Below are 26,588 nucleotides of genomic sequence, written 5' to 3'. Positions count from 1 at the left end.
ATCGTTACGGGCCAACCTAGACCTGGGCGGGTTCCCGCGGGTGATCAATCGGGCAGAGCTCCACGGTCTAGACTCACGCAGGGTGGGGTTCATCTTCAACGCGGTGGCCGGCGAGATCCCGCTCGTGCAACGGGTGTGGTCGGCCCGATGCGAGGCCACGACCGGCTTCAGCTCGGTGATCAAACCCTCGTCCATGATCGCGTTCGCGTGGGGCCGCGGGCGGCTGACGGTGCACGTGAAGGGCCCGGAGACGAGCGGCACCTCGATGACGTGCCCGGAAGGCTCGGAGTTCTTCGGCGTGGAATTACGCGTCGGCGCCTACCTGCCGCTCTACCCGCCCTCCCGGCTGACCGACCTCAGGGACGCGCTGCTGCCCACGCTGCCCGGCGGCCGCATCCTGCTCGACAACCGCGACTGGGAGATGCCGACCGAGCAGAACGTCGACGTCTTCGTCGACCGGCTGGTGCGCGCCGGGCTGCTGGCCTTCGACCCGCTCGTCGACGAGATCCGGCACGGCGAACGGCCGCGCGGCATGTCGGAGCGGATCGCGCAGCTCCGTTTCCGCCGGGCCGTCGGGATCTCCCACCGCAAGCTCGCCAGCATCGAGCGGGCACGGCACGCCGCCCAGCTCCTCGTGGCGGGCAGGACGATCGCCGAGGTGGTCACCGCCGGCGGCTTCTACGACCAGTCGCAACTCGCGCGTGCCATGCGGTGGGCGACCGGTCACACGCCGGGCGAGCTGAGGTCCAGCAGCACGTTCCTGGCGTGGTGACCCGGGTTCGGTTCGATACAAGACGCAGCGATCAGCCGGATGGTTGACTCCCGGACGTGCGAAAACTGATCGAATACGACCACCTGTCGATCGACGGGCGGATGGCCGGCGACGCCTGGTGGGCCGGGCAGTCGGAGGTCGTCCCGAACGACAACCACTTCGCCTACCAGCTCGGCCTGCTGTCCTCGGCGGTCGGGCTCGTGCTCGGCCGGGTGACCTACGAGGGCTTCGCCCAGACCTGGCCGACCATGACCGGCGACGTCGCCGACAAGATCAACTCCTTGCCGAAGCACGTCGCCTCCGGCACGCTGACCGAGACCACGTGGAACGCGCAGGTGCTGCAGGGCGACCCGGTCGAGGCGGTCGCCCGGCTCAAGGAGGCCGGCGACGGCACGCTGGTGAAGTACGGCAACGGCCCGTTCAGCCGGGCCCTGGTCGAAGCCGGGCTGCTCGACGAGCTGCACCTGAGCATCTCCCCCTTCGTGGCAGGGTCGGGCGAGTCTCTGCTGGCCGGCATCGCGACGACCGCGATGGACCTGACGAAGGTGACCGAGCTCGGCAACGGCACGGTGGTGCTGACCTACCGGCTGACCCGGTAGACGACGACGGGGGAAACGACATGACGCACGGTGCGTACGCCGCGGTGAACGGCATCGACCTCTACTACGAGATCCTGGGCGCCGACCGGCCGGGGCCGCCGCTGATCATGCTGCACGGCGGCGCGTACACCTTCCACCTGAGCTTCGACGCGCTCCTGCCCGCCCTGACCGCCGAGCGCAAGGTGATCGGCATCGAGCTGCAGGGGCACGGGCACACCGCCGGAGGCGACCGGCCGTTCTCCATCAGGCAGTGCGCCGACGACGTGATCGCGCTGCTCGACCACCTCGGCGTCGAGGAGGCCGACTGGTTCGGCTACAGCCTGGGCGGGCTGACGGCCACCGAGGTGGCCGTCTCCACCCCGGACCGGGTCCGCCGGGTCGTGCTGGCGGCCTCCCACTTCCGGGCGACCCGCTCCGAGGCGTACCACCGCGAGATCACCGACATGGACCTGAGTTCGCCCCGGATGCCGACCGAGGCGGACGCGGCGGCGATGCAGCGTGCCTACGAGGAGGTCGCGCCCGACCCCGAGGACTTCTACCCGTTCGTGCAGAAGATCGAGACGGTGGTCCACGACTTCGAAGGCTGGACCGACGAGCAGCTGGCCCGGATGACCATGCCGGTCCTGATCATCGTCGGCGACACCGACTTCGTCCGGCTGGAGCACGTCGTCGAGGTGAAGCAGCTGCTGCCGGACGCGCGACTGGCGATCCTGCCGGACACCAAGCACCTGCAGGTCATCCGTCCGGACCTGGTGCTGCCGATGGTGACCGCGTTCCTGGGCGAGTGATCAGGGGAGCGCCCTACGTCGACCTGGAGTCGGCGATGCCGGTCGACAGCGCCACGTGCCGCCACTCGTCGAGTTCCCGCTGCACCAGCCCCAGCTTGGCCTGCACGCGCTCGACCGCGTCGGCGCCCAGCTGCAGCCGCAGCGGGGGCTCGGCGACCTCCGTGAGGTCCACGATCGCCCTGGCCGCCTTCGCCGGATCCCCGGGCTGGCGGCCGTCGTGCCGGGCCAGGGCCTCGCGCACCGGCCCGGCCCCGGCGACGTAGTCCGCGATGGACGCCGGTTCGGTCCTCATGCTCGACTCGTTGAGGAAATCGGTGCGAAACCCGCCGGGCTCGACGATCGTGACGCGGACGCCGAGCGGCGCCAGCTCGCCGTGAAGCGCCTCGGAGATGCCCTCCAGCGCGAACTTCGACGCCCCGTACAGGCCCACCCCCGGCGCGGTGGCGAAGCCGCCCACGGAGCCGATGTTCACCACGTGCCCGGATCGCCGCTCGCGTAGCACCGGCAGGGTGGCGCGCAAGGTGTTCAGGGCGCCGAACACGTTGACGTCGAACAGAGCCCGGGCGGCCTCGTCGGACACCTCCTCGACGGCGCCCACGACACCGTAACCGGCGTTGTTGACCACGACGTCGATCCGCCCGAACCGGTCCAGCCCCGCCCGCACCGCGGCCGCCAGCCGCCCCGGATCGGTCACGTCCGCGCTCACGGCCAGCAACCCGGCGGGCTCGTCCGGGTGCGCGCGAAGCACCGCCGACGCGTCCCTGGCCGTGGCGACGACGCTGTGGCCACGGTCCAGGGCCTCGCGGGTGATCTCCGCGCCCAGCCCGCGCGACGCGCCGGTGACGAACCAGACGTTCATGTTCTTCCCTCTTCAGGCATCCGATGGTGGACCAGGCAGACGGTAGAACCTAGAGCCGGGTCTAGATCAAGCCCGCTCGGCCCGGATCTTGACGCCCTCATCAACTCCATGTACGAACGCACTTGTCGCCACTTATGTGGCAACGGGGAGATTTTCGTCCAACGGGGAGATTTCATGTCATCAGCTCGGAGGGTGTCCTTACGCATGGGCGCCATCTGCGCAGTCGCGGCCCTGCTCTTACCCCTGGTGACCGCCACCGCCACCGCCAGCGCCGACCCCGACTCACCGCCGGAGGGTCACTTAACGCTCCACCCCATCATCGAACCCCTCACCGCCCCCCGATCCCGCCAGGCGGCGATCGAGCGCGACAGCGAAACCTACGTCGCCCCGCTCGCCGCGTCCGGCCCGAGGAAGCCTCCGGCCTCACCCAACGAGGGCGAGCTGGACCCGTGCTGGATGAGCGAGGGCGGAGGCTCGGTCCAGGGACGCGTCTACAACCGGTTCCTCTGGTGCCAGCGCAACCGCATCGGCGCAGAGGTCAGGGACGAGGACGGCGACGTCGAGGGACACGCCAGCTTCGTGATGCGGGCCGTCGCCTACGGCCGTGACGACGGCGACCGGAGCGTGCGCGTCTTCATGCGCGCCGAGAAGGGCACGATGCACTACGAGAACGGCGAGTGGCCGTTCCCCAACCCGATGCCCTCCGCGATCTTCCACATCTGGGTCGACTGCGTCACCTGGCTCGGGGGCTGCTCGGCCGGCGGCGCGACCGTCGGCGGCACCTTCCGCGACTGGGAGAACGACGACAGCTGGCACTACTGGACCGTCAGCTCCAGCGAGAACGGCGGCAGCGGGCCCGACCTGGTCCGTCGCCATGACTGGCAGTTCAAGATCCGGGCCTTCTCGCACAGCAAGCCCGACGTCGGCCCGATGTCCATGCCCCCGCACAAGATCCGCTGCGACTCCGCGACGGTGGGCTTCCCCAAGTCGCGCTCCAAGGCGTGCATCATGGACGACGTCATCCCGCACATGCAGTATTCGCTGCGCAACCCGAAGGTCCTCGAGGTCGCCCAGCACATCCAGTGCGCGCAGGATCCCGGCTGCCTGACCTGGCCGCTCAAGCAGGGCAAGCAGATCCCGGGCAAGTTCACCGGCGACCGGGACGATCCGGCGCTGCACCGCATCATGGAGAACCAGACGCAGTACGGCAAGAACAGCTACCAGAAGACCCAGGCCTGCAACCAGGGCACGCCGTACTTCGCCGACGGCCTGCCGCCGCACAAGTACGACAAGACCACACAGCAGTGCGACGAGTACCCCTTCGCCTCCAGCAAGGAGGGTGCGGGCGTCGGGGACTGGAACTTCTCCGTCCTGGGCGTCAACGGCCGCCAGAACAGCTGCGCGGGCAACGCGCTGGGCCGCTACTACAAGGACGACCGGATCCTCGTCTGGCGCGAGGAGGTGCCGGAGGAGGCGCAGGACCCCTACTACGTGCACATCCACGACAGGGACGAGAACGCCTCCGACGAGTACTGCACCAACCAGGACGACGAGGGCGGCACCCCCAACCAGCCGCCCACGGTCAACGCGGGTCCCGACGTGACCGGTGACGAGGGTTTCCTGGTGCCCCTGTACGGCAGCGCCAGCGACCCCGAGGGCGAGGTCGGCGTGCACTGGACCTACGCGCCCGGCCCCGGCACCGACGCGGGCGCCTCGTGCTTCTTCACCCGCCCGCACTCGGCGAACACCGAGATCCAGTGCAACGACGACGGCACGTTCACGGTCACCCTGACCGCGAGCGACGGCGTCAACGCCTCGGTGAGCGACAGCGCCACCGTCACCCTGCGCAACGTCCCGCCCCGCATCCGGCGGCTGATGCCGCAACTGGCCACCTCTGAGGCCGCCGACGTGCCCGGCATCGTCAAGCCGCAGCCCTGGCAGGTGTTCAAGGCCGGCGAACCGGTCACGTTCGAGGGCAGGTTCACCGAACCGGCCCAGAACGACACCCACGAGTGCACGGTGGACTGGGACGACGGCACGGTCGAGACCTTCGCCTCCTCCGGCAGGGCCTGCAAGCGCACCCACACCTTCGCCCACCCGGGCATGTACACGATCAAGCCCAGGGTGGCCGACGACGACACCGGCGCCGACACGGACACGGTCATGGTCATCGTCTACGACCCCGACGCCGGATCCGCCACGGCGGGAGGCTTCATCGACTCGCCCGCCGGGGCCCTGACCGCAGACCCCGCCGCGACGGGCAAGGCCCACTTCACCTTCAACCCGAAGTATCACAAACAGGACGACGGCCCGGCTCCCAGCGGTGGCAAGGTCGCCTTCCGCCTCGACGGGTCCGGCTTCAGCCTCACCTCGCGCACCCTGGAATGGCTGGTCGTGACCCCCGACGGGAAGGTCGCGGTCAAGGGCGTCACCGAGACGGGCACCCGCTTCGTCGCCTACGGCTACGACGACCCGGATAGATTCAGAATCGTCGCCTGGACCGGCGACCCGATCCCCGGCCAGGCGGTCGTCTACGACAACCGTCCCGGCGTCGACTACGACCTCGACCTGACCGAGCCGCAGGACACCGCCGGGGGCTCGATCACCATCCACCACTGAGAACGGGAGACAGGCCGATGACACGACGGATGGTTCGCCTGGAGATGGACGTCCTCGTCGTCAACGGCCTGATCTCGCTCCTCGACGACGGCGGCGTCCAGGTCGTCCCCGACCTGGACGACCGCCGTCAGTGGCTGTTCACCGGCGACAACGCGGTGATCGTCGCCAGCGCCGGGCACACCGACCACTACGCTGCCCTCACCCTGGAGGTCTGGCCGTCCGCCCCGCCCGCCCCGCCCGCAGACCGCGCCTGGGAGGTCGTCGAGGAGCGGGTGGTACGGCTGAGCAGCGGCGACCTCGAGGTCCACCCCCTTGTCACGCCTCCCGGCACCCAGATCCTCCGCGTCGGCCCCCGGGGCGCCTACCACCTGCGCGCCCACGCCTGTGGCCGCGCCGAGATCGCCGCGCTCACCCCCGACCCCGACATCCACGCGTTGCGCGGGACGGAGCGCCTCCTGCTGCAGTTCTGGCCCTCCCGGCACCAGCCCTCCTGAGCGGGGCGTCGTCAGAGGCCGTCGTTCGCGTGCCAGTGGTTCTGCCAGCGGGGATCGATCACCTCGGCGGACGACTGGTAGCGGATGTCGGTCGACAGCCGGTACAGGCCCTGGGGATCGACGTTGTCCAGTGACGCGTGAATGATGTGCGCGCCGTGCACCATCATGTCGCCGGCCTCGAAGTCGGCGACGAGCCAGCGGGTGTCGTACTCCTCGGCCAGCGCCGGCAGGTCGGCGGTGATCGAGGCGGCCGGGTGGCGGAGCGTGCCCGCCGCCTCCTCGGCGCGGACGCGGTGGTGGCTGCCCTCCAGGTAGATCAGCGGGCCGCGCTCCAGCGGGCAGTCGCCGAGCGGGATCCAGGACGACAGCACCTTGTCGGTGCCCTGACGCAGGTAGACGAGGTCGTAGTGGGCCTGCGTGGCGGTGCCGATGCCCGATTCGCCCGGCCCGATGTGCCTGATCAGCTTCCTGCGGTGCAGGTGGAGGTCGTCGCCGCCCAGGAGCCACCGGTAGAACGCGACGATGCGCGGGTGGCGGCACAGCGCCTCGTATTCGGGGCCCGGCACGATCTCGCGGAACAACACCCGGCGCATCGCCTCGAGGTCGCGCCTGCCGTACGCGGCCTTGCCCGCCTGGGGGTCGGTGCCCGGCTCCAGGATGCCGGTCCCGGCCAGCGCGGTGAAGTAGTGGCGGCGGAACGCCAGGATCGTCTCGCGATCGAGGAAGCCGGGCAGGAAGAGGTAGCCGTCGCGGGCCAGGCGGTGCCGCAGGGCGGCACGGTCGTGGCGTTCGGTCTGCGGGACGGGTTCGAGCCTTCCGAGGCGCCGCGGGCCGGGGTCGAGCCGGTGGCCGTTGGAGGTGAGGACATCTGTCGACGCCGGACCGGTTTCCGTGAGGGTCATGAACCCATGGTCAGGGGCGCTGCCAGCGATGGGGTATACACGGATTCCGGAGTCGTTTGGAGTTTTGTCGGGAGCATCGGATGGCCGAGTCGGTCGCTCACTACCGGACCCCGCCCGAGGGAGTGCGCGCGCTCGGGCTGGCCCTCACCGGGGCCGGGACGATCCGGGCGCAGAACCGGTCGCTGGTACGGCGGACGCTGACCGGCTACGCGGGTGTCCTGGTGACCTCGGGGACGGGACTGCTGGTGCTGCACGATCGACACGGGCGCCACCGGATCGAGGCGGGGATGTTCTTCTGGGTGCCGCCGGGAGTCCAGCACACCTACGGTCCTTCCGAGGGCACCTGGGACGAGTTCTGGGTGCTGTTCGAGGGCCCGAGCACCGGGAGCTACGAGGAACTCGGCTATCTCGGCGGGGGAGCGGTGGCGCTCGTGCCGTCCGATCCGGCCGCCGTCGTCACGGCGATGGCGGCCCAGGTCGAGGGCGCCGGAGGGGCGGCGTCGCTGCAGGACCACATCGCGCTCGGGGCGGGACTGCACGCGCTGATCCACGCGGTCGGTCCGGGATGCGGTCCGGCGGCGGACCGGAGCGCCGCCTCCTCCCTGGGCCGCCGGGCGATCGCGGCGCTCACGGCCGACCTGGAGCGTCCGGTCAGGATCGGCGAGGTGGCGCGCGAACTGGCCGTCTCGCGCGACACCCTGATCGAGGCGGTGCGCGGCGTCACGGGTGAGACCCCGATCGGCTATCTGACCCGTTATCGCCTGGACCGCGCGAAGGTGATGCTGGCCGACACTGACCTGCCCGTCGGCGGCATCGCCCGCCGGGTCGGCTACGCCGATCCCGCCTACTTCACCCGCGTGTTCACGCAGCGGGTGGGCATGGCCCCGACGGCCTTCCGCGAGCAGGTCTCGCGGGACAGGAACGACCGGGGTCAGTAGCCCAGGGCGGCGCCGTCGCCGCGCGGGTCGGCGCCGGCCTCGTAGCAGCCCTCGGCGCTGTTGACCCTGATGGCCTGGGAATGGCCCATGTTGTCGTTCCAGCCGGTCACCATGTGAACGGGTTGTCCGCGGCGCTTCAGCTCCCTGGCCACCTCGTCGGAGATGCGCCCTTCGAGCGACATGTTCCGCGACGGCGTGCCCCACGTGCGGCCCATCAGCCAGCGGGGTGCCTCGATCGCCTGCTGCACGTCGTAGCCGAAGTCGACCATGCGCGTCACCATCGCCGCCTGCGACTGCGGCTGGCCCTCGCCGCCCATCGAGCCGAAGGCCAGGTACGGCTTGCCGTCCTTCATGAGCAGGGCGGGCACCAGGGTATGGAAGGTGCGCTTGCCCGGCTGCAGATGGTTGGGGTGGTTCTCGTCGAGCGCGAAGAAGGCGCCGCGGTTCTGCAGGATGATCCCGGTGTCGCCGCCGATCACGGCGCTGCCGAAGTCGTGGTAGATCGACTGGATCAGCGAGACGACCATGCCGTCGCCGTCGGCGGCGTTGAAGTAGCAGGTGTCACCGTCCGGCACCCGGCGCTCGTGCGGCCGCGGGTATGGGATGCCAGCCGGCACCGCGCCCATCTCCAGCGCCCGCCCCGGATCGATCAGGCGGCGGCGCTCGTCGGCGTACTCCTTGCTGATCAGCCGGTCCACCGGGAGCTCCACGAACCGCGGATCGGTCAGCCACTCGTCCCGGTCGGCGAAGGCGACCTTCACCACCTCCGCCATGTGGTGGTAGTAGTCGGCGGTCCCCTCGCCCCAGGCGCGGACGTCGTAGCCGTCGAGCAGGTTGAAGATCTGGAGCGCGGAGAAACCCTGCGTGCTCGGCGGCAGCTCGTACACGTCGTAGCCGCGGTAGGTGGCCGAGAGCGGCCGCACCCACTCCGCCTGGTAGCCGGCGAAGTCCCCGTCCGTCAGCGGGGAGCCCTGCGGCCGCAGCCCCGCGCAGATGTGCTCGGCGGTTTCGCCCTCGTAGAAACCCGCGCGCGGCCCCAGGTCGGCCAGGCGCTCGAACGAGCGGGCGAGGTCGGCCTGCACCAGCCGTTCACCGTCGCGAAGGCAGCGCCCGCCGGGCAGATAGACGGCCGCCGTCTTCGGATGGCGGGCGAGGATCGGCTCGTCCTGCACCAGCCAGTCGGCCAGCGACCGGCCGACCGGCATGCCGTCCCTGGCGTAACCGATGGCGGCCCGGAACAACGAGTGCCACGGCAGCCTGCCGAAACGTTCGTGCGCCAGGCGCCAGCCGTCCACGGCGCCCGGGACGGTCAGCGCGCTGAGGGCGCCGCGCGAGGGGATCTCGCCGTCGACGCTGCGCGGACGGTAGTAGTCGAGCGTCGCGCCGCGGGCGGCCGGACCGCTCGCGTCGATCGCGTGCACGCCTCCCGTCGCCGGTTCCGCGATGAGCCAGAAGCCGTCCCCGCCCAGGCCCGCCATGTGCGGGTAGACGACGCACAGCACGGCGTTGGCCGCGATGGCGGCGTCGACGGCGCTGCCCCCGCGCTGCAAGGCCTCGAGGCCGGCGGCGCTGGCCAGGTGGTGCGGCGTCGAGACCACGCCGTTGGGCGCGTAGGTGGGTGGGCGTCCCGTGCGTGGGCCGTTGGGATGACTCATCGTCGTCTCCTGAGATGCCTACGACACTCGGTCGTCGAATTCCATGCCCATGTCTCTGGGCTTGTCGGCGGAGTGGTCCATGTAGCGCGTCCAGATCGGCAGCACTCCGCCCAGGAGCAGGGCGACCATGCCCGCCCACCACACCGGCGCGCTGCCCTGGGTCGTGCCCACGCTGATGATGGGAAAGGCGAGCAGCAGCAGGACGAACGCGATGGTCTCGATCTTGAGCTTCTTGTCCATGGTTGCCTCCTCAGCCCACAAGAATCAGGGCGATCGTCGCCAGGCCGGTGAGCACCGCGACGACGGCGGTCCACGGGATGGTCATCCGCAGCACCGAGCCCTCCTGGCCCTTGATGCCGGCGATGCTGGTACCGAGCACGATGTTGGCCGGGGCGATCGCGTTGCCGTACGCACTGCCCGCGGCCTGCGCCGCGATGATCGTCTCGGGTCTCAGGCCGTGCAGTTGCGCCACGTCGCTCTGCACCCCCGCGAACAGGACGTTCGACGCGGTGCTGCTCGACGTCATGAACGCTCCCAGCGCGCCGATCACGCTGGCGCACGCGGCGTAGACCATCGGCGGCGACACGTCGGCGATGCCGTGCGCGATCGTCAGGGACTGACCCGTGTGGTCGAGGATGCGGCTGGTCACCAGGAACGCGATGACCGGCGCCGAGGCGGGCACCGCGTCGACGAGCAGGGCCGAGGAGATCCGCTCCCTCTGCTGACGCTGCCCCCAGGCCCGGTAGTAGCCGCCCGCCCGGTAGACGATCCACACGATGACGGTGGTGACCATCAGCATCGTTCCCGGATGCGTGAGCACCGTGATCGGGGCGTACTGGTCGACGGCGGCGTTCTCGACGCCGTAGCCGGTGCTGACCTCCGGGAACGGCAGGCCGATCCGCCACCCGGTCAGCAGGTCGTTGATCGGCGAGATGAGCAGCGCGCTCAGAGTCACGATCGGGAGCACGATGTACGGCAGGAAGGACATCTGCAGGCTCATGACCGGCGCCTGCTCCTCCTCCTTCTTCACCGCCGGGCGCTCCTCCATGGCCGGGCGCTCGTCCACCCCCGTGACCGCCTCGCTGTACCGCCGCCAGCGCGACAACGGGTAGAGCGACACCAGCGCGACGGCGGCGGCCAGGAAGGTCGACAGCTCCGGGCTGAACAGCGCGGCCAGCATCTGCCCGACGCCCAGGATGGTGCCCAGGATCAGGATCAGGGGCCACGCGTGGCGCACCGCCGCCCAGCGGCCGTACAACCACACCACCATGAACCCGCCCAGATAGGTGGGGATGAGGATCAGCAGCCCGGCCTCGAAGGCCGCCCGCGTCAGATCCTCCAGGTCGGCGACCTGGATGGTGGCCAGCCAGCCGACGCCCAGCGTGCCGAAGAACCGGGCCCAGGCATGCGCGAGTACGGCCATGGCCACCGCGTGGACCGGCCTGACGCCGATCGCGATGAGCAGCGGCACGACCACCGCGACGGGAGCGCCGAAGCCGGCGATGCCCTGAAGGAAGGAGGCGAAGACCCAGACCAGCGCGAGAATGAAGAACAGCTCGTTGCTGCCGAATTTCGAGATGCCGCGCCGCAGCGCGTCATAGGCGCCCGCCTGCTTGGTGACCTGATAGAGCAGCAGCGCCGGCCAGATCACGTACAGAATGAAAATGGCGTCCCAGACGCCCTTGCCGCTGGCGACCGCCAGCGTGTCCCACGGCGTCTCGAAGGCGAGCAGCGCGACGATCGCCGCCACGAACATCGCGATCGGCGCCGCCTCGGGTGCTCGCCAGCGCAGAGGCACCAGGAACACCAGCAGCGCGACGATCGGCAGCACCGCCAGCGTCCAGTGTAGAACGTCGACCGGAACCTGCATGGCAAGCGCGCTCGAAGTCATGTACACGCCCCCGTGATTACGTGATCCGCGCGATCCGCACCGTCGAAGGCGGAACAGCCGGGCGATCAACCCATGCCCCGACCGTCACATGACCAAGCCGCCGGTCAGATCAAGTTCCGGGCGGCATTCGGCAAGCCGGGGCAATCTCGTGAAAAAGGGGGCCGGGCGCGGAACGGGGAGATCAGTAGGGAACCTTGACCGAGGTGACTATGCTCCACGGGCCGCAGTCGGAGCTGAACGTGCCGCGGTCGCAGCCCTGCACGATGAACGCCGCCCTGACGAGTCCCCCGTGCCCGTTGGACGTCATGCAGACGCCGTCCTGGCACGTCGGGTCCACCGAGTACGCGCCGCTCCACGGCGTCAGCCGGCCGACCTTCACCTGGGTCGCCTTGCCGCCGTTGACGCTCCAGCGCACGTTGAAGAAGTCCCAGTCGCGCCCGAGACCGCTCCAGCGGAAGACGGCCTTGCCGTTCGCGTAGTAGGCGCGGACCAGGGTGCCGCCGCCGAGGTTGGGCGACCACACGATCTTGCCGTTGCGGAACTGCTGGTAGGAGCCCTGCTGGCCGGCGTAGCCGTACTCCTTGGTGGTCGGGCAGCCGTAGACGCTGCGCTCGCCGCCGTTGGAGCGCCACAGGTCGCCGACGAGACTGCCGGCGGGCGCCTCGAGGGAGGGGTCGCAGACCGACGCACTGGCCGGGAGAGCGCTGATCGCGATGGCCGTCGCGGCGGTGCCCAGAGCGGTGGCGAGTCCGAGGAGAGCGCGGGCGGAGAGCGGCATCGGAGTGGTCCTTTCGGGGGATGCGGTTGGTGCTCTATGTGTAAGCCCGGCTGCTTTCACGGCGGCGACAGGGAGTTGCGAAGCGCTTGCAGCGCGCTATTCACGATGCCGGTCGCGCTCGACGTGCCTCCACATCGCGAAGGAGACGGCGGCGGCCACGGCCATGGCGGCCGTCATCCTGAAGAACTGGCCCCACTGGTCGAGCTCGGCGGTGACCACGGCGATCACCACCCACATCCCGAACATGGCGGAGAACAGGACGGTCCAGGTGCGCGGGCGGGAGTTGAGCAGTTCCGCGCCGTCCAGCGACGGGATCGGCAGCAGCGCGAACAGCGCGGTCTCCAGGATGACCACGGTGATCGTCTTGCAGAACAGGCTGTCCGTCCCGGCCGTCCACCAGATGGCCGCCGACGCCGCGGCGGCCGCCAGCGTGGCGGACGCGCCCCACGCGATGCCCTCGGCCCGCCGGTAGCGGGCCGACAACGGCGTACGGTCACCGAGCGTGAAGACGCCGACGAGGCCGTAGAAATAGCCCGGGTTGAGCTGGAGGACGGCCGACACGATGGCCGCCACCGCCGCGAAGACCAGTCCGGAAGGGACGAACGCGAAGCCGCCCAGCGTGGCGCGCCGTACCTCTCGCCAGTGGGCCGTCAGTGCGTAGGTCACCAGGGCGATCGCGGTGCCCGGCACGAAGGCCAGGAGCAGGATGCCGATCGTGTCCCATCGGGGCCGGTGATCGGCCCACGCGTCGGAGGACGCCACGGTCTGGAGGCTCGCCGCGACGACGCAGACGACGAGGAAGGCGAGCCACGGCCGCTCGGGGATGCGCACCCTGCCGCGGTGGTGGCTCAGGGCTTCCAGAGCCCTGTTGAACGGGTCCGCCGGAGCCGACAGCGACGGGAAGCGGCGACTGCCGTCGCGTCGGGGCAGCAGCCGGTCGCCGAGCGCCAGCGCGCGGGCGGACAGGAACCCCACGGTGACCAGGACCGTCATCAGCAGTGCGGCCACCGGGATCGACAGGTCTGCCAGCCAGGTCCAGGCGCTTGAGGCGGCCGCGGAAGGCGGGGTGACGGTCAGCGTGGCCGTCGCGCTGTCGTCGGCGGACGCCAGCACGACGGAGGTCTGGCCGAGTGACATCCTGTTCGCGCAGGTCACGCGCACGGGGTACCGCCCGGCTTCGGTGTTCTTGGGGACGGTGAAGCGCAGCCCGCCACGGAGTTCGACCCGCTTGCGGTCGAAGGTCGCGGTGAAGGCGCACCGGCCGGCGAAACCGGACGGCACGATCCTGACCCGCCCGCCGGGGGGGACGCTGCCCGGTCGGAGCGTGATCGACGGACGCGGAGACGGGCCGCTGGGGGCGACGACGGTCAGCACGCCGGAGGCGACGGCGTCGCCGCACCGGATGGTGACGTCGTGCCGCGCCCGCCCGGCGTCGGCCGGGACCTCGAAGGAGGCCCTGAGCGGCTCGCCGGGGACGACCTTCCGCAGGGTGAGCGCCGTGGCGCCGAGAAGGAGCTCGGGCGTCGCGCAGCCGCCCGGCAGGTTCGACGCGGCGAGCCGTACCGTCTGCGACGGTGTGGCGCGGGAAGGGACGAGCTCAAGCACCGGCTCGGGAATGGCCGCTGCCTCCACCGTCGCCGTCGCATGGAAGCCGACCGTGGCGTCGTCCGACAGTCCCGGCCCGCACTCCAGCAACACCTTGTGCGCCCCCGGCTCGGCGCCCGCCGGGACCGTGAAGGGGACCTCGGACAGGCGGGCCTCGCCGAGCTCGCCGCGCATCACCTCGCGGCCGTCCCAGGTGATCCGGTAGGTGTCGTAGGGGTCGCACCTCTCCTCCGCCGTGACGAAGACCGCTGATTCGCCGGGTCGTGCCGGGTCCGGGCTCACCCGGTCGTCCGGCGACGCCCCTCCGAGCAGGAGCCCCATGGTTGCCAGAGCCAGCCACATCGAGCCAGGCTCCCGCGAGGGCGGGCGGGCTTCTGCGTCACGCGACGCACTCGGGCTAGTCTGTTTGCGTGACGTCCCTCCCTCCGTCAGGGTTTCTCGGGCACCTCGCGCCACCCGACCGGCGGGCGCTGCTCGGCGAAGGAGCGGAGGCGAGCTTCCCTCCCCGCGCGACCCTCTGCTTCCAGGGCGAACCCGGCACCAGCGTCATGCTGATCCTCTCGGGAGCCGCGAAAGCCGGCAGGACACTCGCCGACGGCACGCCTACCGTGATGGGGCTGTGCGGCCCCGGCGACATCGTGGGAGAGATCTCGGCGGTCGCCGGCGAGGACAGCCCGCGGCTGGCGACGGTCACCGCCGTGAGCGACGTCACCTGCCGCGTGCTGGCCGCCAGCTGCTTCAGGCGCGTGCTCGACGCACGCCCGAGGATCTACCAGGCGCTGGTCGCCGTCGCCCATGACCGCCTGCGAAGATCGGCCGACAAGGAAGCGCTGCAAGCAGCCCACTCCGTGAAGTGCCGGACGGCGAGGATGCTGCGCGAACTGGCCGTCCGTCACGGCAGGGAGCAGCCCCAGGGCGTGCTGATCGCGCTGTCGTTGACCCAGCTCGACCTGGCGCTGCTGATCGGAGCTTCACGCGAGTCGGTGGTCAGGGCGCTGGCCGGGCTCCGTGTCGGCGGGATCATCACGACCCGGCGCCGCCAGATCGTCATCCGCGACCTCGGCGGCCTGACCCGGGCGAGCGAGTGCCGCTGAGCGTCAAGGACGTATTGAGTATCGATCCGCTCCATTGAGGTGGAGTGGGAGTAGATCTATCGATCAGAGATGGATAACGTTACCCATCTGGCCCGGCGAAAGGAGATCCATGGTCGCGCGAGGCGGACGGCGGAGGGTGACGATCGCCGATGTGGCCGGCCGTGCGCAGGTCTCCACGACGGCCGTCTCCAAGGTGCTGCGTGACGCCTACGGCGTGAGCCCCGCCATGAAGGAACGGGTGAAGGCGGCCATCGAGGAGCTCGGCTACCGGCCCCATGCCGCGGCCCGCGCCATGCGGGGCCGTACCTTCACCATGGGCGTGATGCTGCCGCACCTGCGCAACCCGTTCTTCGCCGACATCGTCGACGGGCTGACCGGCCAGCTGTCCGACACCGGCTACCAGGCGATCCTGGTGCAGGGGGGCTCCACCCAGAAGGCCGAGAAGGCGGCCATGGACGCGCTCGTCGACCGGCAGGTCGACGGCATGCTCCTGGTCGCGCCGCTGCTGGCGCGTCCCAGGCTGGAGGAGGTGGCCAGGCAGGTGCCCGTCGTCGTCCTCGGCAGGCACGAACGTTCGGCGCACTTCGACGCGGTCTTCGACGACGACGAGACGGGGGCCGAGCTCGTCGTCAACCATCTGATCGAGCTCGGGCACCGCCGCATCGCGCACATCACCCACCAGGACAACAGCACCGCCCGGCCGGGCGACCTGCTCCACGTGATCCGCGCCGAGACCTACCGGAGGGTCATGCGCGAGCACGGCCTCGAGGACGAGATCGCCGTGGCGACGACCTACTACAGCGAGGAGGGCGGCTACGACGGCGCCCGGGAACTGCTGTGCCGTCCGTCCCGGCCCACCGCCATCTTCGCCGGGGCCGACCAGGCCGCCTTCGGCGTGCTCGCCGCCGCCCACGACGCGGGCCTTTCGGTGCCCGGCGACCTGTCCGTGGCCGGCTACGACAACACCAAGCTGGCGGCGCTGCCGAACATCTCGCTGACCAGCATCGACCAGCCCGGCGTGGTCATGGGAGGTACGGCGGGGCGGCTGCTGCGCGAGCGCATCGAGGGCAGGACCACCGCGGTGCGCTTCTCCGTGGCCCCCAGCCTCGTCGTCAGGCGCTCCACCGCGCCGCCTACTGCAGACGCTCCTCCAGGCGGACGGTGACGGTGTCGCCGGGGCCCTTCCCGAGGAGTTCGCGCACGTCGGCCTTGACCGGCAGCTTGTGCGTGCCGTCCCCCAGCGCCATGAAGGAGCTGCGGAACGGGTGCCCGTCGATCGTCCCCCGGATCTTCACCAGCCCGCGGGTGCCGAAGTACTCGGCCGACCCGGGCATCACCACGTAGGTCCAGCCGCCCTTGCTCGGGCTCTTCTGCAGTGTCGCGGTGAACTCTTTGTGCAGCGCGGTCATGACGCTCTCCCGTCGATGGTGCGGTCTCTCACTTAGCTAGACCATCAGACGGGCCGGAACTCATCGCTCGCGGGCCTCCAGCCAGGCGAGGATGGCGCTGACGAAACCGTCGATGCGCGACACGGGCCTGCCGCCGAACACCGCGTGGAGGTGCTCGACCCCGACCGCGTCGTTCCACGCCAGGGCGCGCCGGAAGGTGTGCTCGTCGGTGGCGCCGCGCAGGACGTCCCAGCCGTGCCAGGTCGCGACGAGCGCGCCGTCGATCGCCGGGTCGGACAGGATCGCCATGTCCCAGTCGAGGACGCCGATCAGCTTGCCGTCCTTGCCGAAGTGCACGTTGCTGCCGCCGAGGTCGCCGTGGACGAGCCTGGCCGGGACCTCCTCGAGCGCCAGCATCGTGTCCAGGCCGCGCCGTACGTCGTCGCGCCACCGTTCGGGCAGGCGCGGGACGACCTGCTCGCCCAGGATGTCGGCCCATCCGACCCCGCCGGCGTACGGCAGGGGCGTGTGGAGAAGGTCCTGCAGCGCGGGCGTGATCGCGGCCTCGCGCAGCGCCTCGAAGAGCGGGGCGAACGCCGCCGGATCCCCGGCGCCCTCGGGCAGCCCCTCGCCGTCGACCCACGAGACCGCGAAGGCCACGCGCTCCCCGAACGTGGTCATCCCGGTCAGCGGCTCCGGCACGGCGAAGGGCAGCCCGGCCGCCGCGACGGCCCGGTGGATCTCGATCCGGCGCGGCATCTCGTCGACGTCGCCGGGACGCCTGCCGATGCGCACCGCGGCGACGCCGGGGAACAGCACCACGTGGTGCAGGTTCCCATGCTCGGCCAGGCGGGCGGTGTTCAGCGGGGCGCCCGGGACGAGAGCTTCGGCGATTTCCAGCAGGTCGGCGGGTACGGGTGCAGGCATCCCGCCATTGTGCCGGACGATCACCCGAGGGATGACGGACGATGAATCGCCGGCGCATCGCGGATGTATCAACCTCGCCGGAGATGCTCGGGTCTGTCAGCACAGCGGCACTCCCAAGGAGCACGACATGACCACCCAGAACGTCCACACCCTGCCCGCCAAGGCCCGGACCACGATCTTCAGTCTCAACGGCGTCCTGTGGGTCCTGCAGGTGTTGTGGGGCTTCTTCTTCGCCGGCAGCGGCTTCGGCAAGGTCCTGCTGGCCGACGCCGCCCTCTACGAGGCCGCGCCGCGGGCGGTGGCCTGGTACGCGGCGGTGCCGCAGCCCCTGATCGTCTTCATCGGGGTCGTCGAGGTGCTCGGCGGCATCGGCCTGATCCTGCCCGCGCTCACCCGCGTCAGGCCGGCGCTCACCCCGCTGGCCGCGGCCGGCCTGGCCCTGACGATGGTCCTCGCGGCGGGCTTCCACCTCCTGCGCGGCGAGTTCGCCCTGGTGCCCGCCAACGTCGTCCTGGGAGTCGTCTCCGGGTTCGTCGCGGTCGGGCGCTGGAACCTGCGGCCCGTCGCCGCGGCGCCGCTCACCACCCCTCGCCTGCTCAAGGCGCTGGCCGTCGTCGCCGTCATCGTCCTGCTGACGTTCGCGCCGACCTGGTACACGATGACGCACGCCCAGTTCTGAGCGCTCAACCCATTGACCCTGTCGGAAATATAGGGATGCTGGGAAGATGGCTCTCTGGACCCCCGACCCCACCTTCTACCCCTCCCCGCGCGACGCCGCCCAGGCACCCGCGGAGAAGCTGGCCTACGTCGCCGCCTTCGACCGGCAGGCCGAGAAACCCGACGCGATAGCCGTCCTGGACACCGACCCCGAATCGGAAACCTACGGCACCGTCGTCGGCTGGACCGACCTGCCGGGCCTGGGCGACGAGCTGCACCACTTCGGATGGAACGCCTGCAGCAGCGCGTTGTGCCCGTCCGCGCCGCACCCGCACGTCGAGCGGCGCTACCTGATCGTGCCGGGGCTGCGCAGCTCGCGCATCCACGTGTTCGACACCAAGGACACCGGCGCCGGCGTCAGCCCGAAGCTGGTGAAGGTGATCGAGGCCGAGGAGCTGGCCGAACGGGCGGGCTACTCCCGGCCGCACACGGTGCACTGCGGTCCTGACGGGATCTACGTCTCGGCCCTGGGCGGGGCCGACGGCGACGACGGTCCAGGCGGCCTGGCCGTACTGGACCACGTGAACTTCGAGGTGCGCGGCGCCTGGGAGGCCGACCGGGGCCCGCAGCACCTGGCCTACGACTTCTGGTGGCACCTCAACCACGACGTGCTGGTGACCTCGGAGTGGGGCACGCCCTCGATGATCGAGGACGGCGTGGTGGGGGAGCTGCTGCTGGGCCGCAAGTACGGGCACAGGCTGCACTTCTGGGACCTGCGCTCGCGCAGGCACGTGCAGGAGGTGGACCTGGGCGACCAGCACCAGATGCCGCTGGAGCTGCGCCCGGCGCACGACCCGCGCAAGACGTACGGCTTCGTCGGCGTGGTGACGAGCGTGGAGGATCTGTCCGCCTCCGTCTGGGTCTGGTTCCGCGAGGACGAACGCTGGCGGGCGCGCAAGGTCATCACCATCCCGGCCGAACCCGCCGATCCGGCCGACCTGCCGCCGGTCCTGCAGCCGTTCGGCGCGGTGCCGCCGCTGGTGACCGACATCGACCTGTCGGTGGACGACCAGCGGCTGTATGTCTCCTGCTGGGGCACAGGCGAGCTCAAGCAGTACGACGTGGGCGACCCGTTCGCCCCTGTCGAGATCGGCTCGCTGCGCATCGGCGGGATCGTGGGCAGGAAGGCGCACCCGGCCAGGCCGGAGCAGGAGCTTCGCGGCGGGCCGCAGATGGTGGAGATCAGCCGCGACGGCAGGCGGGTGTACCTGACCAACTCGCTCTACGGCTCCTGGGACGACCAGTTCTACCCCGAAGGCGTCGGCTCGTGGCTGGCGAAGATCGACACCGAGTCGTTCACCTTCGACGAGCGGTTCTTCGTCACCGACTTCCGCGGGCTGCGCCCGCACCAGGTCAAGCTGCAGGGCGGCGACGCCTCCTCCGACTCCTTCTGCTACCCGTGACGACGACGACCGTCCTGCTGCTGGGTGCCTTCCACGGGATCAACCCGGCCATGGGCTGGCTGTTCGCCGTGGCGCGCGGCCTGCAGGAGCGCAGCAGGGACCTGCTGCTGGCCTCGCTGCCCGCCATCGCGTTCGGGCATCTGGGCTCGGTGGTGCTGGTGGCGTTCGTGGTGGCCGCCACCGGGTCGCTGGTGAGCGCGACCGCGTTGTCGGTCGGCGGCGGGATCCTGCTCGTCGGCTTCGGGGGGTGGCGGCTGGTGTCCAAGCGGCACTTCCGCTGGGTGGGCATGAAGCTGACCCTGCCCCAGCTGGCCGGATGGTCGTTCCTGATGTCGTCGGCGCACGGGGCCGGGCTGATGCTCATCCCCGTGTACGCGGGTTCGCACGAGGGGCACACGCTGACGGGCGGGCTGGCGGTGGCGGTGCTCCACACGCTGGCGATGTTCGCGGTCGCGGGCGTGATCGCGGTGGTGGTCTACGAGGTGGCCGGGCTGAGCGTGCTGCGCAGGGCGTGGTTCAACGTCGATCGGGTGTGGGCGATCGCGCTGGTCGTCGCGGGGGTGGTGACTCTCGCGACGGCTGCCACTTGACGGATCGCTTCCCAGCAATGACGATTATGTCTACTTATAAAGTAGGAAAACCAGGAAGGGGATGTCGTGCGCGCGCTCATCCTGCTGGGACTGGTCGGCTTCGCCGCCCAACTCGTCGACGGCAGCCTAGGCATGGCCTATGGCGTCACCTCCACCACGCTCCTGCTCGCCATCGGCACCAACGCCGCGGCCGCCTCGGCCACCGTGCACCTGGCCGAGATCGGCACCACCCTCGCCTCGGGACTCTCGCACTGGCGCTTCAACAACATCGACTGGAAGGTCGTCGCCAAGATCGGCATCCCGGGCGCCGTCGGCGCGTTCGCCGGCGCGACGTTCCTGTCGAACCTGTCGACCGAGCTGGCCGCGCCCGTCATGTCGATCATCCTGCTCACCCTGGGCGCCTACATCCTGATCCGCTTCACCGCCTTCGGCCTGCCGCGCGGCAACCTGGGCAAGCCGCTGCGCAAGCGGTTCCTGGCCCCGCTCGGCCTGCTCGCCGGCTTCGTCGACGCCACCGGTGGCGGCGGCTGGGGCCCCGTCGGCACCCCGGCGATCCTGGCCAGCGGCCGCATCCCTCCGCGCAAGGTGATCGGCTCCATCGACGCCAGCGAGTTCCTCGTCGCCATCGCCGCCAGCGTCGGCTTCTTCGTCGGCATCGGCTCGGAGAACATCGACTTCGCCTGGGTGGCCGTGCTGCTCATCGGCGGTGTGATCGCCGCCCCGATCGCGGCCTGGCTGGTCAGGCACATCCCGCCGCGCATCCTCGGCTCGCTGGTCGGCGGCCTGATCATCCTCACCAACGTGCGCACTCTGCTGCGCAGCGACTGGATCGAGGCCTCCGGCGGCGTCCAGACCGTCTCCTACATCGCCATCGCGATCATCTGGGTCGGCGCCGTCGTCTACTCGGTGCGCGAGTACCGCCGCGACAAGGCCACCGAGTCGGTCGAGGCCATCGAGTCCGAGCTCCAGGGCCGCTCCGCCGAGGAGGAGAAGACCTCCGCCTGATCCACCTGACATCCCGAGGGCCTCGGTTCGCCACCGAAAACGAGGCCCGCGTGACATCCCGAGGGCCTCGTTTCGCCATCGAAACGAGGCCCTCGGTCATTCACCGGCGGGCGGCCGCGCGCCGGGCCCGCACCCCGAGCAGCACGTCGATCACCAGGAACGCGGCCAGCGAGACGCCCATGACCGGCAGGAACCACCCGACCGCCGCCACCACCGCACCCAGCGGCGCCAGGACCGCCCACCGCACCCCGCGCCACCCACCCCTGGTGTACGGCGCGCCGAAGCCCCGCGTCGGCCGGCGTTTCCACCACATGCGGTAGCCCAGCACCACGAGCGTGATCACCCCGGCCGCCAGCAGCATCAGCACGAGCTGGTTGGCCAGGCCGAACAGCAGCCCCATGTGCCCGTCGATGCCCCACTGCGTGAGCTTGGCGGCGAGGTTGAAGTCGGCGAAGCGCAGTTCCGCCGTCACCTGCCCGCTCGCGCCGTCGACCGCCACCTGGTTCAGCCGCTGCGGGACAGTCTTGTCGATCTCCTTGACCACGAACGGCGCACCCTGTCCGGCGGGCCAGACGATCTCCAGCGGCCCGGACAGGCCCTTGCCCGCGGCGGCCTCCACGAGCCGGTCGGGGGTCACTGCGCCGCCGTGCTGATGGCCGCCCGCGCCGGTGTGGGCGGCGTGGTCGCCCGAGGCGGCGGAGATCTTCGGCGTCGTCCAGCCGAGTGCCACGCGCACGTCGCCGACGTTCTCGCCCGCGTACTTCGACCAGGTCAGCCCGGTGGCCGACAGGAACAGCAGCCCCAGGACGGCCCACAGGCCGATGGACCCGTGCCACGACAGGCGCCTCGGCGCGGCGGGCAGCGAGCGGTCGGGGGCGAGCAGGGCGCGCACCCGGCGCTTGGCGCGGCGCCTGGTCACCCACAACACCAGGCCGCCGAGCGCCACGACCCACAACCAGCTGGCCGCCAGCTCGCTGTAGAGGCGGCCGGGTTCGCCCAGGTGAAGGTGGCGGTGGAGCTGGGAGATCCACGCGCGCACCGGCAGCGCGCCCGAGCCGCCGTAGCTCTCCAGCGTGCCGCGCACCTGCGCGGTGTACGGGTCGACGAAGACGGCCAGCTGGGTGCTCTCCGGCAGGCCGGGGACGTTCATCAGCACGCGCGTGCTGGCGTCGGCCTCGGCCGGGGTGCGGACGGCGGTGATCGTCCCGTTGGGCTGCGCCGTCCGGGCGGCGGCGATCTGCTGGGCGAGCGGTACCCGTTGCTGGCCGACGGGGACGGTCAGCTCGTGGGCGTGCACGACGCGCTCGAGCTGGAAGGAGGCGGAGTACAGCAGCCCGGTGGCCGCCGCGACGAGCAGGAAGGGGGCGATGAGGACACCGGCGTAGAAGTGCAGGCGAAGGACCAGCGGCTTGAGGGTGCTCCAGGTGGACGGGCGGGAAGGTGCCCGCTCGGCGTCGGCGGGTGGGCGCACGTCAGTAGAAGTCAAGGCATTCTCCGTTCACGGGGACGCGCACATCGACAGGTACGCGCTACCTCGGGCAGGGGTTCAACCGCGCGTACGGCGCGGCGAAGGAACGGGCGCCCTCGGTGGCGGCCCGTTCAGCGAACGGAGACGATCAGGGGTGGACCACGCCGGGAGACACCGGCGGTGAACAGGAGCCGCCTCAGCCGGTCGACGGTGCCGGCCGCCGGCGGACGGCCGGGAAGGCGGGGCTCGACCGGCGCGGCGGCGAGAACGATCAGCCCCGCCCACAACGAGGCGACGGCCAGGTGGACGATGCCCGCCAGAGCGGTCTCGCCCCGCTCCAGCCACCAGGCCGACACGAGGGCGAGGGCGACGTGGACGAGCAGCATGCCCAGCCCGCTGCTGTGGTCGTGGCCGGTGAGGCTCGGCGGCGGGGGCTCGGCGCCGGCCGTGAACAGGTGATGCATGCCGTACTGCGCGGCGAAGGCGGCGCCCACCAGCGCCGGCAGGCCACGCCGGCGCGCGCCGAGCAGGTAGGCGCCCGCCCAGGTCAGCGCCGTCGCCCCGGCGAGGAAGCCCGGCCGGATCGCCCCGCCGCCGGCCAGGACGTGCAGGGTGGACGACAGCGGCACGCAGGCCACGGCGAACACCGTCGCACGCAGAGCGCGCAGCAGGGGCCGGCCGACATCCACCCGCACATGGTGACACGCGGGTGACGGCGGGGCCACCGGCCGCAGCTCGCGGGTTTCACCTGGCATGTCGGACGGATTCCGTTATGCTCCGGAACATCGGGGCCCGTTGGATCGCTCCAGGAGGCGTTGTGCCGCAGACCGTCGTAGGTCTAGCCCGTGACGTGGTGTCCCAGCTCGCTCCCGACGAGCTCCCCGACTTCGACCTGATCGCCACCGCGTACCTGGTCAACCCCAAGATCAACCTGCGGACGGACGAGCCCAACGGGTCGGGGTGGTCGGCGGCGATGCCGTTCCTGACCAGCCTGGCGATGGCGGTGATCGTCGACCTGTGCAAGGACATGTCCAAGGCGGGCGGGCGCTCGCTGTGGGGCTGGGTCAAGGAGCGGGCCGGCTGGGGCGCGTCCGCCGACGAGGAACTGCCCGCCTGCGACGACGAGCAGCGCCTGCGCGAGCTGGCCCACGGCTCGGCGGTGAAGCACGGCGCGACGCCGCAGGACGCGGCCAGGATCGCCGATGCCGTGGTGAACGGCTGGCACCGGCCGCAGTGACGGCGGCGGGCCCGTTCACGCTTCCCGCTGCCACCACGACGCGCTTCGTGCTGCTCGTCGTGCTGACCACGGTGACCACGATGTACGTGGCGAGCGCCCTGATCGACTGGGAGCAGGTGCACTGGGCGTGCGTCGAGGAGGCCGAGCGCCGGGCGGCGGTCCCCGGGACGTCGGCGGCCGAGGCGTACCTCGCCTGCGACGCGCGCGCGTCCCTGTGGGAGGGGCTCTACGGCCTTCTCGTCGCGGCGACGTTCGTGACCACGGCGCTGTTCCTCCACAGCCTGACGCCGAGCCGGATCGTCCGCCGCCAGGGCCTGATCCCGCTGCCCGCCGAGCGCTACCCCGCGGCCGCCGCGGAGATCGGGCGGCTCGTGGCGGAGGCGGGCGTGCCCGGCCGCGGCCGGGTGCTGGTCGATCCCGGAGACCAAAGCGTCAGGGGGCGGTCGTTCGGCGCGTTCGGCGCCTGGCAGGTACGGCTGAGCCTGGGGGCGGTGCGCCACCACCCCGCCCAGGCGGCGGCCCTGCGCGCCGTGCTCAGGCACGAGCTGGCGCATGTCCGCAACCGGGATCTGGACCTGGTGTCCCTGGTCAGGGCGGCGTGGTGGCTCTTCCTGGGCGGCGCCGTGGTGATGATGGCGGTGCAGGCCGTGCAATGGCCGGGGGACCTGCCCAGGCGCCTGCCGCCGCTGGCGGTGGCGCTCGTGGTGGCACTGGCGACGACGGCCGCCATCTCCAGGGTGCGGGAACACTACGCCGACCTGCGCGCCGCCGACGCCAACCGGGCGGCGGGGGATCCGGCGTTCCCGCCGGTCGAGCCGGAGTCGCGCAGGTGGTCGCGGCTGCTCGCCTGGCATCCGCCCGTCGGCGTGCGCGAGCAGGTGGTGCGCGACCCGGCCCGCCTGCTCCGCCCCAGCCCGCTGGAGGCGGTCCTCACCGGAGCGACCGCCGGTCTGGCCCAGCCGTACCTGGCGGCCTTCGCCGGCTTCTTCGTCGGCGGCGAGCCTCGCGACGGCCGGGTGCAGGCGGGCGTCGCCATCGGCGTGCTGGTGGCCGCGGTGACCGGCACCGCGATGTGGCGTGACACGCTGCGCACGCGCGGGCTCGGGAGCCGGCCGCCCAGCGGGCTGGTGTCAGGGGCCGCTCTCACCGCCGGCCTGTTCATCGGGATCGCGGGCACCCTGACCACCACCGACGGCAGCCTGGCCGCCGCGATGGCGCACAACCTGCCGCTGGCCCTGGCCTCGGCGGTGATCCTGCTGGTGTTGTGCGCCGGGCTGTGCCGGTGGCACGCGCTGGCGGCCGACGCGTGGTTGGAAGTCTCGGCCCGGCCGGTCAGGGCGCTGGCGGTAACGGTGATCGTGGGCGGTGCGGCGTTCGGGTCCCTGTTCGGCCACTGGTCGGCGTCGGTCGGCGGGGCGCCGGACGGCACCGTGGACCCGCCGCTGTTCGAGCTGGTCTTCCAGACCGTGACCGGGCTGGCGTACTTCACCACGCTTGTGCCGGTCGTGCTGGCGTTGTTGTGGCCGCTCGTCCCGCGCCTGCGGCGGGGGACCGGCGGGCTGCCGATGGGCGCCGTGTTCGTCCCGGTGGGCGTGGTGGCGGTGGCGGCGGTGATCGCCGAGGCCACGCCGTGGCGGTCGCGGCCGTTGCTGGCCGAGCTGGGAGTCGTGCTGGTGCCCGGGCTGGCGGCCGAACCCAACCCGCTCCTGGCGGTCGAGGTCGCCACGGCCGCGATCGGGCTCGTCGTCGCCCTGGTGACGTCGCTTCTCACCCGGCCGCTGCACGGGCTGCTCGCCGCCTACCTGGTGGGGTTCGTGCTGTCCCTCGTCGGCGCGATCCACGCAATGGGAGCCGCCTGCCTGCAGGCCGCCCCGGTGTGCGAGCCGCGTCTCGCGGCGGGCTACGCGGGCGGGCTGCTTCTCCTCCTGGTCCCGTCGGCGCTGGTGGGCGGGGCCGTGGGGGCGGCGCTGGGCATGGTACGGCGCGGCCAGACCGGGGTCACGCGGAAGGGGATACGCACCGCCGGGACGATCGTCGCGGTGCTCACCTGCTTGCTGATCGCGACAGGGGGAGTGGTCTCGCTGCAGGTCAACGGATGGATGGCGCCCGTCGACGCTCCGGGAACGCCCAGGTACACCGAGGTGCGGCCCGCGGTCCCGGCCAGGCCCCAGCCGGCCCTGCAGGTCTGCTCGTGGATCCGGTGGCGCAGCGGCGACCAGGGACAGGGCGCCGCTTACCACGCCTACCTGCTCGAGTTGTCGCAGGCGGCCATGGCCTCCGACAGCCGCGGCCTCCACACGCTGGGAAGGGACCTGCTCGACGCGCTTCACCGGGGCGACCCGTACGACATGGCGCGCGGTGAGAAGGCGATCAGATGGATCTGCGACGCCCGGCTCGGCCACATGACGAGATCTACATCGTAAAGGGCGATTCCTCGACGATGGCCAGCAACTCCTTCAACCGGGCCTGCTGCTCCGGCGTCAGCACGGAGAACAGCTCGCGCGCCGCCTCCTTGCGTGCCTCCACCACCCGGGCGTAGACCTCCTGCCCGCGGTCGGTGAGCGTCAGCAGCGTCGAGCGCCGGTTGGCCGGATCGACCTGCCTGCGGACCAGTCCCGCCTCTTCGAGCGCGTCGATGACGGGCGTCACCGAGCGCGGCACGATGCGCAGCGCCTCGGCCAGCTGCACCATCCTGAGCGGCTCGGGCGCCTCGGCGAGCACCCGCAGGGCGCGGCCCTGACCTGGGCTGAGACCCAGGGGTTCCAGGGTGTGGCGGTAGCCGTGGCGCAGCCGGTGGGCGATGCGATGGATGAGCTCGGACAGGTCGGTCTCCACGGTAGGAGCTTAACTCATTGTTGC

General features: G+C 71.3%; 26 protein-coding genes. 14 read left to right on the top strand and 12 right to left on the bottom strand.

Features of this window, described 5'->3' with window-relative positions; translation table 11 throughout:
- Positions 1-82 precede the first annotated feature (82 nt).
- The 3 genes from ACIBH1_RS37030 to ACIBH1_RS37020 are packed head-to-tail and all read left to right on the top strand — an operon-like array spanning position 83 to position 2,159.
- Complete coding sequence (locus ACIBH1_RS37030; protein ID WP_397318697.1) at positions 83-772, top strand: helix-turn-helix domain-containing protein; 690 nt, start codon at positions 83-85, stop codon at positions 770-772.
- Positions 773-828: 56 nt separating this feature from the next.
- Positions 829-1,371, top strand: a complete 543-nt coding sequence (locus tag ACIBH1_RS37025) for a dihydrofolate reductase family protein (RefSeq protein ID WP_397318696.1) — start codon at positions 829-831, stop codon at positions 1,369-1,371.
- A gap of 20 nt (positions 1,372-1,391) precedes the next feature.
- Positions 1,392-2,159 carry an alpha/beta fold hydrolase gene (locus ACIBH1_RS37020; protein WP_397318695.1) on the top strand — a complete coding sequence of 256 codons (768 nt, stop codon included), beginning with the start codon at positions 1,392-1,394 and terminating at the stop codon, positions 2,157-2,159.
- Between the two features lie 13 nt (positions 2,160-2,172).
- Here the strand turns inward: ACIBH1_RS37020 and ACIBH1_RS37015 are convergent, their stop codons facing one another.
- Entirely contained in the window at positions 2,173-3,018 is an 846-nt protein-coding gene (locus ACIBH1_RS37015) for an oxidoreductase (RefSeq protein WP_397318694.1), read from the bottom strand.
- Between the two features lie 204 nt (positions 3,019-3,222).
- Here ACIBH1_RS37015 and ACIBH1_RS37010 point away from each other — a divergent pair, with 204 nt between their 5' ends.
- Both ACIBH1_RS37010 and ACIBH1_RS37005 read left to right on the top strand, forming a co-directional pair.
- Positions 3,223-5,637 (top strand): PKD domain-containing protein, encoded by a 2,415-nt coding sequence (locus ACIBH1_RS37010; RefSeq protein WP_397318693.1) that lies wholly within the window; start codon positions 3,223-3,225, stop codon positions 5,635-5,637.
- 17 nt (positions 5,638-5,654) lie between these two features.
- Positions 5,655-6,131 (top strand): hypothetical protein, encoded by a 477-nt coding sequence (locus ACIBH1_RS37005; protein WP_397318692.1) that lies wholly within the window; start codon positions 5,655-5,657, stop codon positions 6,129-6,131.
- Between the two features lie 11 nt (positions 6,132-6,142).
- Here ACIBH1_RS37005 and ACIBH1_RS37000 read toward each other — a convergent pair whose 3' ends face one another.
- The gene (locus ACIBH1_RS37000) at positions 6,143-7,033 is read right to left on the bottom strand and encodes a phytanoyl-CoA dioxygenase family protein (protein ID WP_397318691.1); all 891 of its coding nucleotides are present in this window, start codon (positions 7,031-7,033) and stop codon (positions 6,143-6,145) included.
- An 80-nt stretch (positions 7,034-7,113) separates the two neighbouring features.
- Between ACIBH1_RS37000 and ACIBH1_RS36995 the strand changes: the two genes are divergently transcribed.
- Positions 7,114-7,971, top strand: coding sequence for an AraC family transcriptional regulator (locus ACIBH1_RS36995; RefSeq protein ID WP_397318690.1), 858 nt, complete (start codon positions 7,114-7,116; stop codon positions 7,969-7,971).
- Here the strand turns inward: ACIBH1_RS36995 and ggt are convergent.
- The 5 genes from ggt to ACIBH1_RS36970 all read right to left on the bottom strand — a co-directional run bounded on the left by ggt (position 7,965) and on the right by ACIBH1_RS36970 (position 14,242).
- The gene (ggt, locus tag ACIBH1_RS36990; RefSeq protein WP_397318689.1) at positions 7,965-9,626 is read right to left on the bottom strand and encodes a gamma-glutamyltransferase; all 1,662 of its coding nucleotides are present in this window, start codon (positions 9,624-9,626) and stop codon (positions 7,965-7,967) included. The genes ACIBH1_RS36995 and ggt overlap by 7 nt on opposite strands.
- Before the next feature lie 18 nt (positions 9,627-9,644).
- Positions 9,645-9,866, bottom strand: coding sequence for a hypothetical protein (locus ACIBH1_RS36985; protein WP_397318688.1), 222 nt, complete (start codon positions 9,864-9,866; stop codon positions 9,645-9,647).
- Positions 9,867-9,876: 10 nt separating this feature from the next.
- The gene (locus tag ACIBH1_RS36980) at positions 9,877-11,496 is read right to left on the bottom strand and encodes an L-lactate permease (RefSeq protein ID WP_397318687.1); all 1,620 of its coding nucleotides are present in this window, start codon (positions 11,494-11,496) and stop codon (positions 9,877-9,879) included.
- A 202-nt stretch (positions 11,497-11,698) separates the two neighbouring features.
- Complete coding sequence (locus ACIBH1_RS36975; RefSeq protein ID WP_397318686.1) at positions 11,699-12,295, bottom strand: LGFP repeat-containing protein; 597 nt, start codon at positions 12,293-12,295, stop codon at positions 11,699-11,701.
- 96 nt (positions 12,296-12,391) lie between these two features.
- Entirely contained in the window at positions 12,392-14,242 is a 1,851-nt protein-coding gene (locus ACIBH1_RS36970; protein ID WP_397318685.1) for a hypothetical protein, read from the bottom strand.
- Positions 14,243-14,310: 68 nt separating this feature from the next.
- Here ACIBH1_RS36970 and ACIBH1_RS36965 point away from each other — a divergent pair, with 68 nt between their 5' ends.
- Entirely contained in the window at positions 14,311-14,994 is a 684-nt protein-coding gene (locus tag ACIBH1_RS36965) for a Crp/Fnr family transcriptional regulator (protein ID WP_397318684.1), read from the top strand.
- Between the two features lie 109 nt (positions 14,995-15,103).
- On the top strand, positions 15,104-16,159 hold the full coding sequence (locus ACIBH1_RS36960; protein WP_397318683.1) for a LacI family DNA-binding transcriptional regulator: 1,056 nt from the start codon (positions 15,104-15,106) through the stop codon (positions 16,157-16,159).
- Here the strand turns inward: ACIBH1_RS36960 and ACIBH1_RS36955 are convergent.
- On the bottom strand, positions 16,128-16,403 hold the full coding sequence (locus ACIBH1_RS36955) for a DUF1905 domain-containing protein (RefSeq protein WP_397318682.1): 276 nt from the start codon (positions 16,401-16,403) through the stop codon (positions 16,128-16,130). The two genes, ACIBH1_RS36960 and ACIBH1_RS36955, sit on opposite strands and share 32 nt — an antisense overlap.
- Before the next feature lie 60 nt (positions 16,404-16,463).
- On the bottom strand, positions 16,464-17,309 hold the full coding sequence (locus ACIBH1_RS36950) for a phosphotransferase family protein (protein ID WP_397318681.1): 846 nt from the start codon (positions 17,307-17,309) through the stop codon (positions 16,464-16,466).
- 127 nt (positions 17,310-17,436) lie between these two features.
- On the opposite strand from ACIBH1_RS36950, the gene ACIBH1_RS36945 reads away from it, so the two are divergent.
- The 4 genes from ACIBH1_RS36945 to ACIBH1_RS36930 all read left to right on the top strand — a co-directional run bounded on the left by ACIBH1_RS36945 (position 17,437) and on the right by ACIBH1_RS36930 (position 21,024).
- The gene (locus ACIBH1_RS36945; RefSeq protein ID WP_397318680.1) at positions 17,437-17,988 is read left to right on the top strand and encodes a DoxX family protein; all 552 of its coding nucleotides are present in this window, start codon (positions 17,437-17,439) and stop codon (positions 17,986-17,988) included.
- A gap of 46 nt (positions 17,989-18,034) precedes the next feature.
- Positions 18,035-19,429, top strand: coding sequence for a selenium-binding protein SBP56-related protein (locus ACIBH1_RS36940; RefSeq protein ID WP_397318679.1), 1,395 nt, complete (start codon positions 18,035-18,037; stop codon positions 19,427-19,429).
- Entirely contained in the window at positions 19,426-20,019 is a 594-nt protein-coding gene (locus tag ACIBH1_RS36935) for a hypothetical protein (RefSeq protein WP_397318678.1), read from the top strand. Before ACIBH1_RS36940 ends, ACIBH1_RS36935 begins: the two co-directional genes overlap by 4 nt.
- Positions 20,020-20,085: 66 nt before the next feature.
- The gene (locus tag ACIBH1_RS36930; protein ID WP_397318677.1) at positions 20,086-21,024 is read left to right on the top strand and encodes a sulfite exporter TauE/SafE family protein; all 939 of its coding nucleotides are present in this window, start codon (positions 20,086-20,088) and stop codon (positions 21,022-21,024) included.
- A gap of 100 nt (positions 21,025-21,124) precedes the next feature.
- Here the strand turns inward: ACIBH1_RS36930 and ACIBH1_RS36925 are convergent, their stop codons facing one another.
- Positions 21,125-22,510, bottom strand: a complete 1,386-nt coding sequence (locus tag ACIBH1_RS36925) for a PepSY-associated TM helix domain-containing protein (RefSeq protein WP_397318676.1) — start codon at positions 22,508-22,510, stop codon at positions 21,125-21,127.
- 113 nt (positions 22,511-22,623) lie between these two features.
- The gene (locus tag ACIBH1_RS36920) at positions 22,624-23,181 is read right to left on the bottom strand and encodes a hypothetical protein (protein WP_397318675.1); all 558 of its coding nucleotides are present in this window, start codon (positions 23,179-23,181) and stop codon (positions 22,624-22,626) included.
- A 128-nt stretch (positions 23,182-23,309) separates the two neighbouring features.
- On the opposite strand from ACIBH1_RS36920, the gene ACIBH1_RS36915 reads away from it, so the two are divergent.
- Both ACIBH1_RS36915 and ACIBH1_RS36910 read left to right on the top strand, forming a co-directional pair.
- Positions 23,310-23,729, top strand: a complete 420-nt coding sequence (locus ACIBH1_RS36915; protein ID WP_397318674.1) for a hypothetical protein — start codon at positions 23,310-23,312, stop codon at positions 23,727-23,729.
- 47 nt (positions 23,730-23,776) lie between these two features.
- Positions 23,777-26,152: a M48 family metalloprotease gene (locus ACIBH1_RS36910; RefSeq protein ID WP_397318673.1), complete on the top strand. Its 2,376-nt coding sequence runs from the start codon at positions 23,777-23,779 to the stop codon at positions 26,150-26,152.
- Here the strand turns inward: ACIBH1_RS36910 and ACIBH1_RS36905 are convergent.
- The gene (locus ACIBH1_RS36905; protein ID WP_397318672.1) at positions 26,142-26,564 is read right to left on the bottom strand and encodes a MarR family winged helix-turn-helix transcriptional regulator; all 423 of its coding nucleotides are present in this window, start codon (positions 26,562-26,564) and stop codon (positions 26,142-26,144) included. The two genes, ACIBH1_RS36910 and ACIBH1_RS36905, sit on opposite strands and share 11 nt — an antisense overlap.
- Positions 26,565-26,588: the final 24 nt, after the last annotated feature.

The organism is Nonomuraea sp. NPDC050663 (assembly GCF_044456985.1).
GTDB lineage: Bacteria > Actinomycetota > Actinomycetes > Streptosporangiales > Streptosporangiaceae > Nonomuraea.
Note: the sequence above shows the minus strand (reverse complement) of the source record. Positions and strands in the feature narration are given on the sequence as shown.

Excerpts from the sequence above, each read along its gene's own strand:
- ACIBH1_RS36985 (WP_397318688.1), bottom strand. The coding sequence starts at position 9,866 with ATGGACAAGAAGCTCAAGATCGAGACCATCGCGTTCGTCCTGCTGCTG.
- ACIBH1_RS36940 (WP_397318679.1), top strand. The coding sequence starts at position 18,035 with ATGGCTCTCTGGACCCCCGACCCCACCTTCTACCCCTCCCCGCGCGAC.
- ACIBH1_RS37000 (WP_397318691.1), bottom strand. The coding sequence starts at position 7,033 with ATGACCCTCACGGAAACCGGTCCGGCGTCGACAGATGTCCTCACCTCC.
- ACIBH1_RS36995 (WP_397318690.1), top strand. The coding sequence starts at position 7,114 with ATGGCCGAGTCGGTCGCTCACTACCGGACCCCGCCCGAGGGAGTGCGC.
- ACIBH1_RS36980 (WP_397318687.1), bottom strand. The coding sequence starts at position 11,496 with ATGCAGGTTCCGGTCGACGTTCTACACTGGACGCTGGCGGTGCTGCCG.
- ACIBH1_RS37020 (WP_397318695.1), top strand. The coding sequence starts at position 1,392 with ATGACGCACGGTGCGTACGCCGCGGTGAACGGCATCGACCTCTACTAC.
- ACIBH1_RS37015 (WP_397318694.1), bottom strand. The coding sequence starts at position 3,018 with ATGAACGTCTGGTTCGTCACCGGCGCGTCGCGCGGGCTGGGCGCGGAG.
- ACIBH1_RS36945 (WP_397318680.1), top strand. The coding sequence starts at position 17,437 with ATGACCACCCAGAACGTCCACACCCTGCCCGCCAAGGCCCGGACCACG.
- ACIBH1_RS36950 (WP_397318681.1), bottom strand. The coding sequence starts at position 17,309 with ATGCCTGCACCCGTACCCGCCGACCTGCTGGAAATCGCCGAAGCTCTC.
- ACIBH1_RS36970 (WP_397318685.1), bottom strand. The coding sequence starts at position 14,242 with ATGTGGCTGGCTCTGGCAACCATGGGGCTCCTGCTCGGAGGGGCGTCG.
- ACIBH1_RS36960 (WP_397318683.1), top strand. The coding sequence starts at position 15,104 with ATGGTCGCGCGAGGCGGACGGCGGAGGGTGACGATCGCCGATGTGGCC.
- ACIBH1_RS37005 (WP_397318692.1), top strand. The coding sequence starts at position 5,655 with ATGACACGACGGATGGTTCGCCTGGAGATGGACGTCCTCGTCGTCAAC.
- ggt (WP_397318689.1), bottom strand. The coding sequence starts at position 9,626 with ATGAGTCATCCCAACGGCCCACGCACGGGACGCCCACCCACCTACGCG.
- ACIBH1_RS37010 (WP_397318693.1), top strand. The coding sequence starts at position 3,223 with ATGGGCGCCATCTGCGCAGTCGCGGCCCTGCTCTTACCCCTGGTGACC.
- ACIBH1_RS36955 (WP_397318682.1), bottom strand. The coding sequence starts at position 16,403 with ATGACCGCGCTGCACAAAGAGTTCACCGCGACACTGCAGAAGAGCCCG.
- ACIBH1_RS36975 (WP_397318686.1), bottom strand. The coding sequence starts at position 12,295 with ATGCCGCTCTCCGCCCGCGCTCTCCTCGGACTCGCCACCGCTCTGGGC.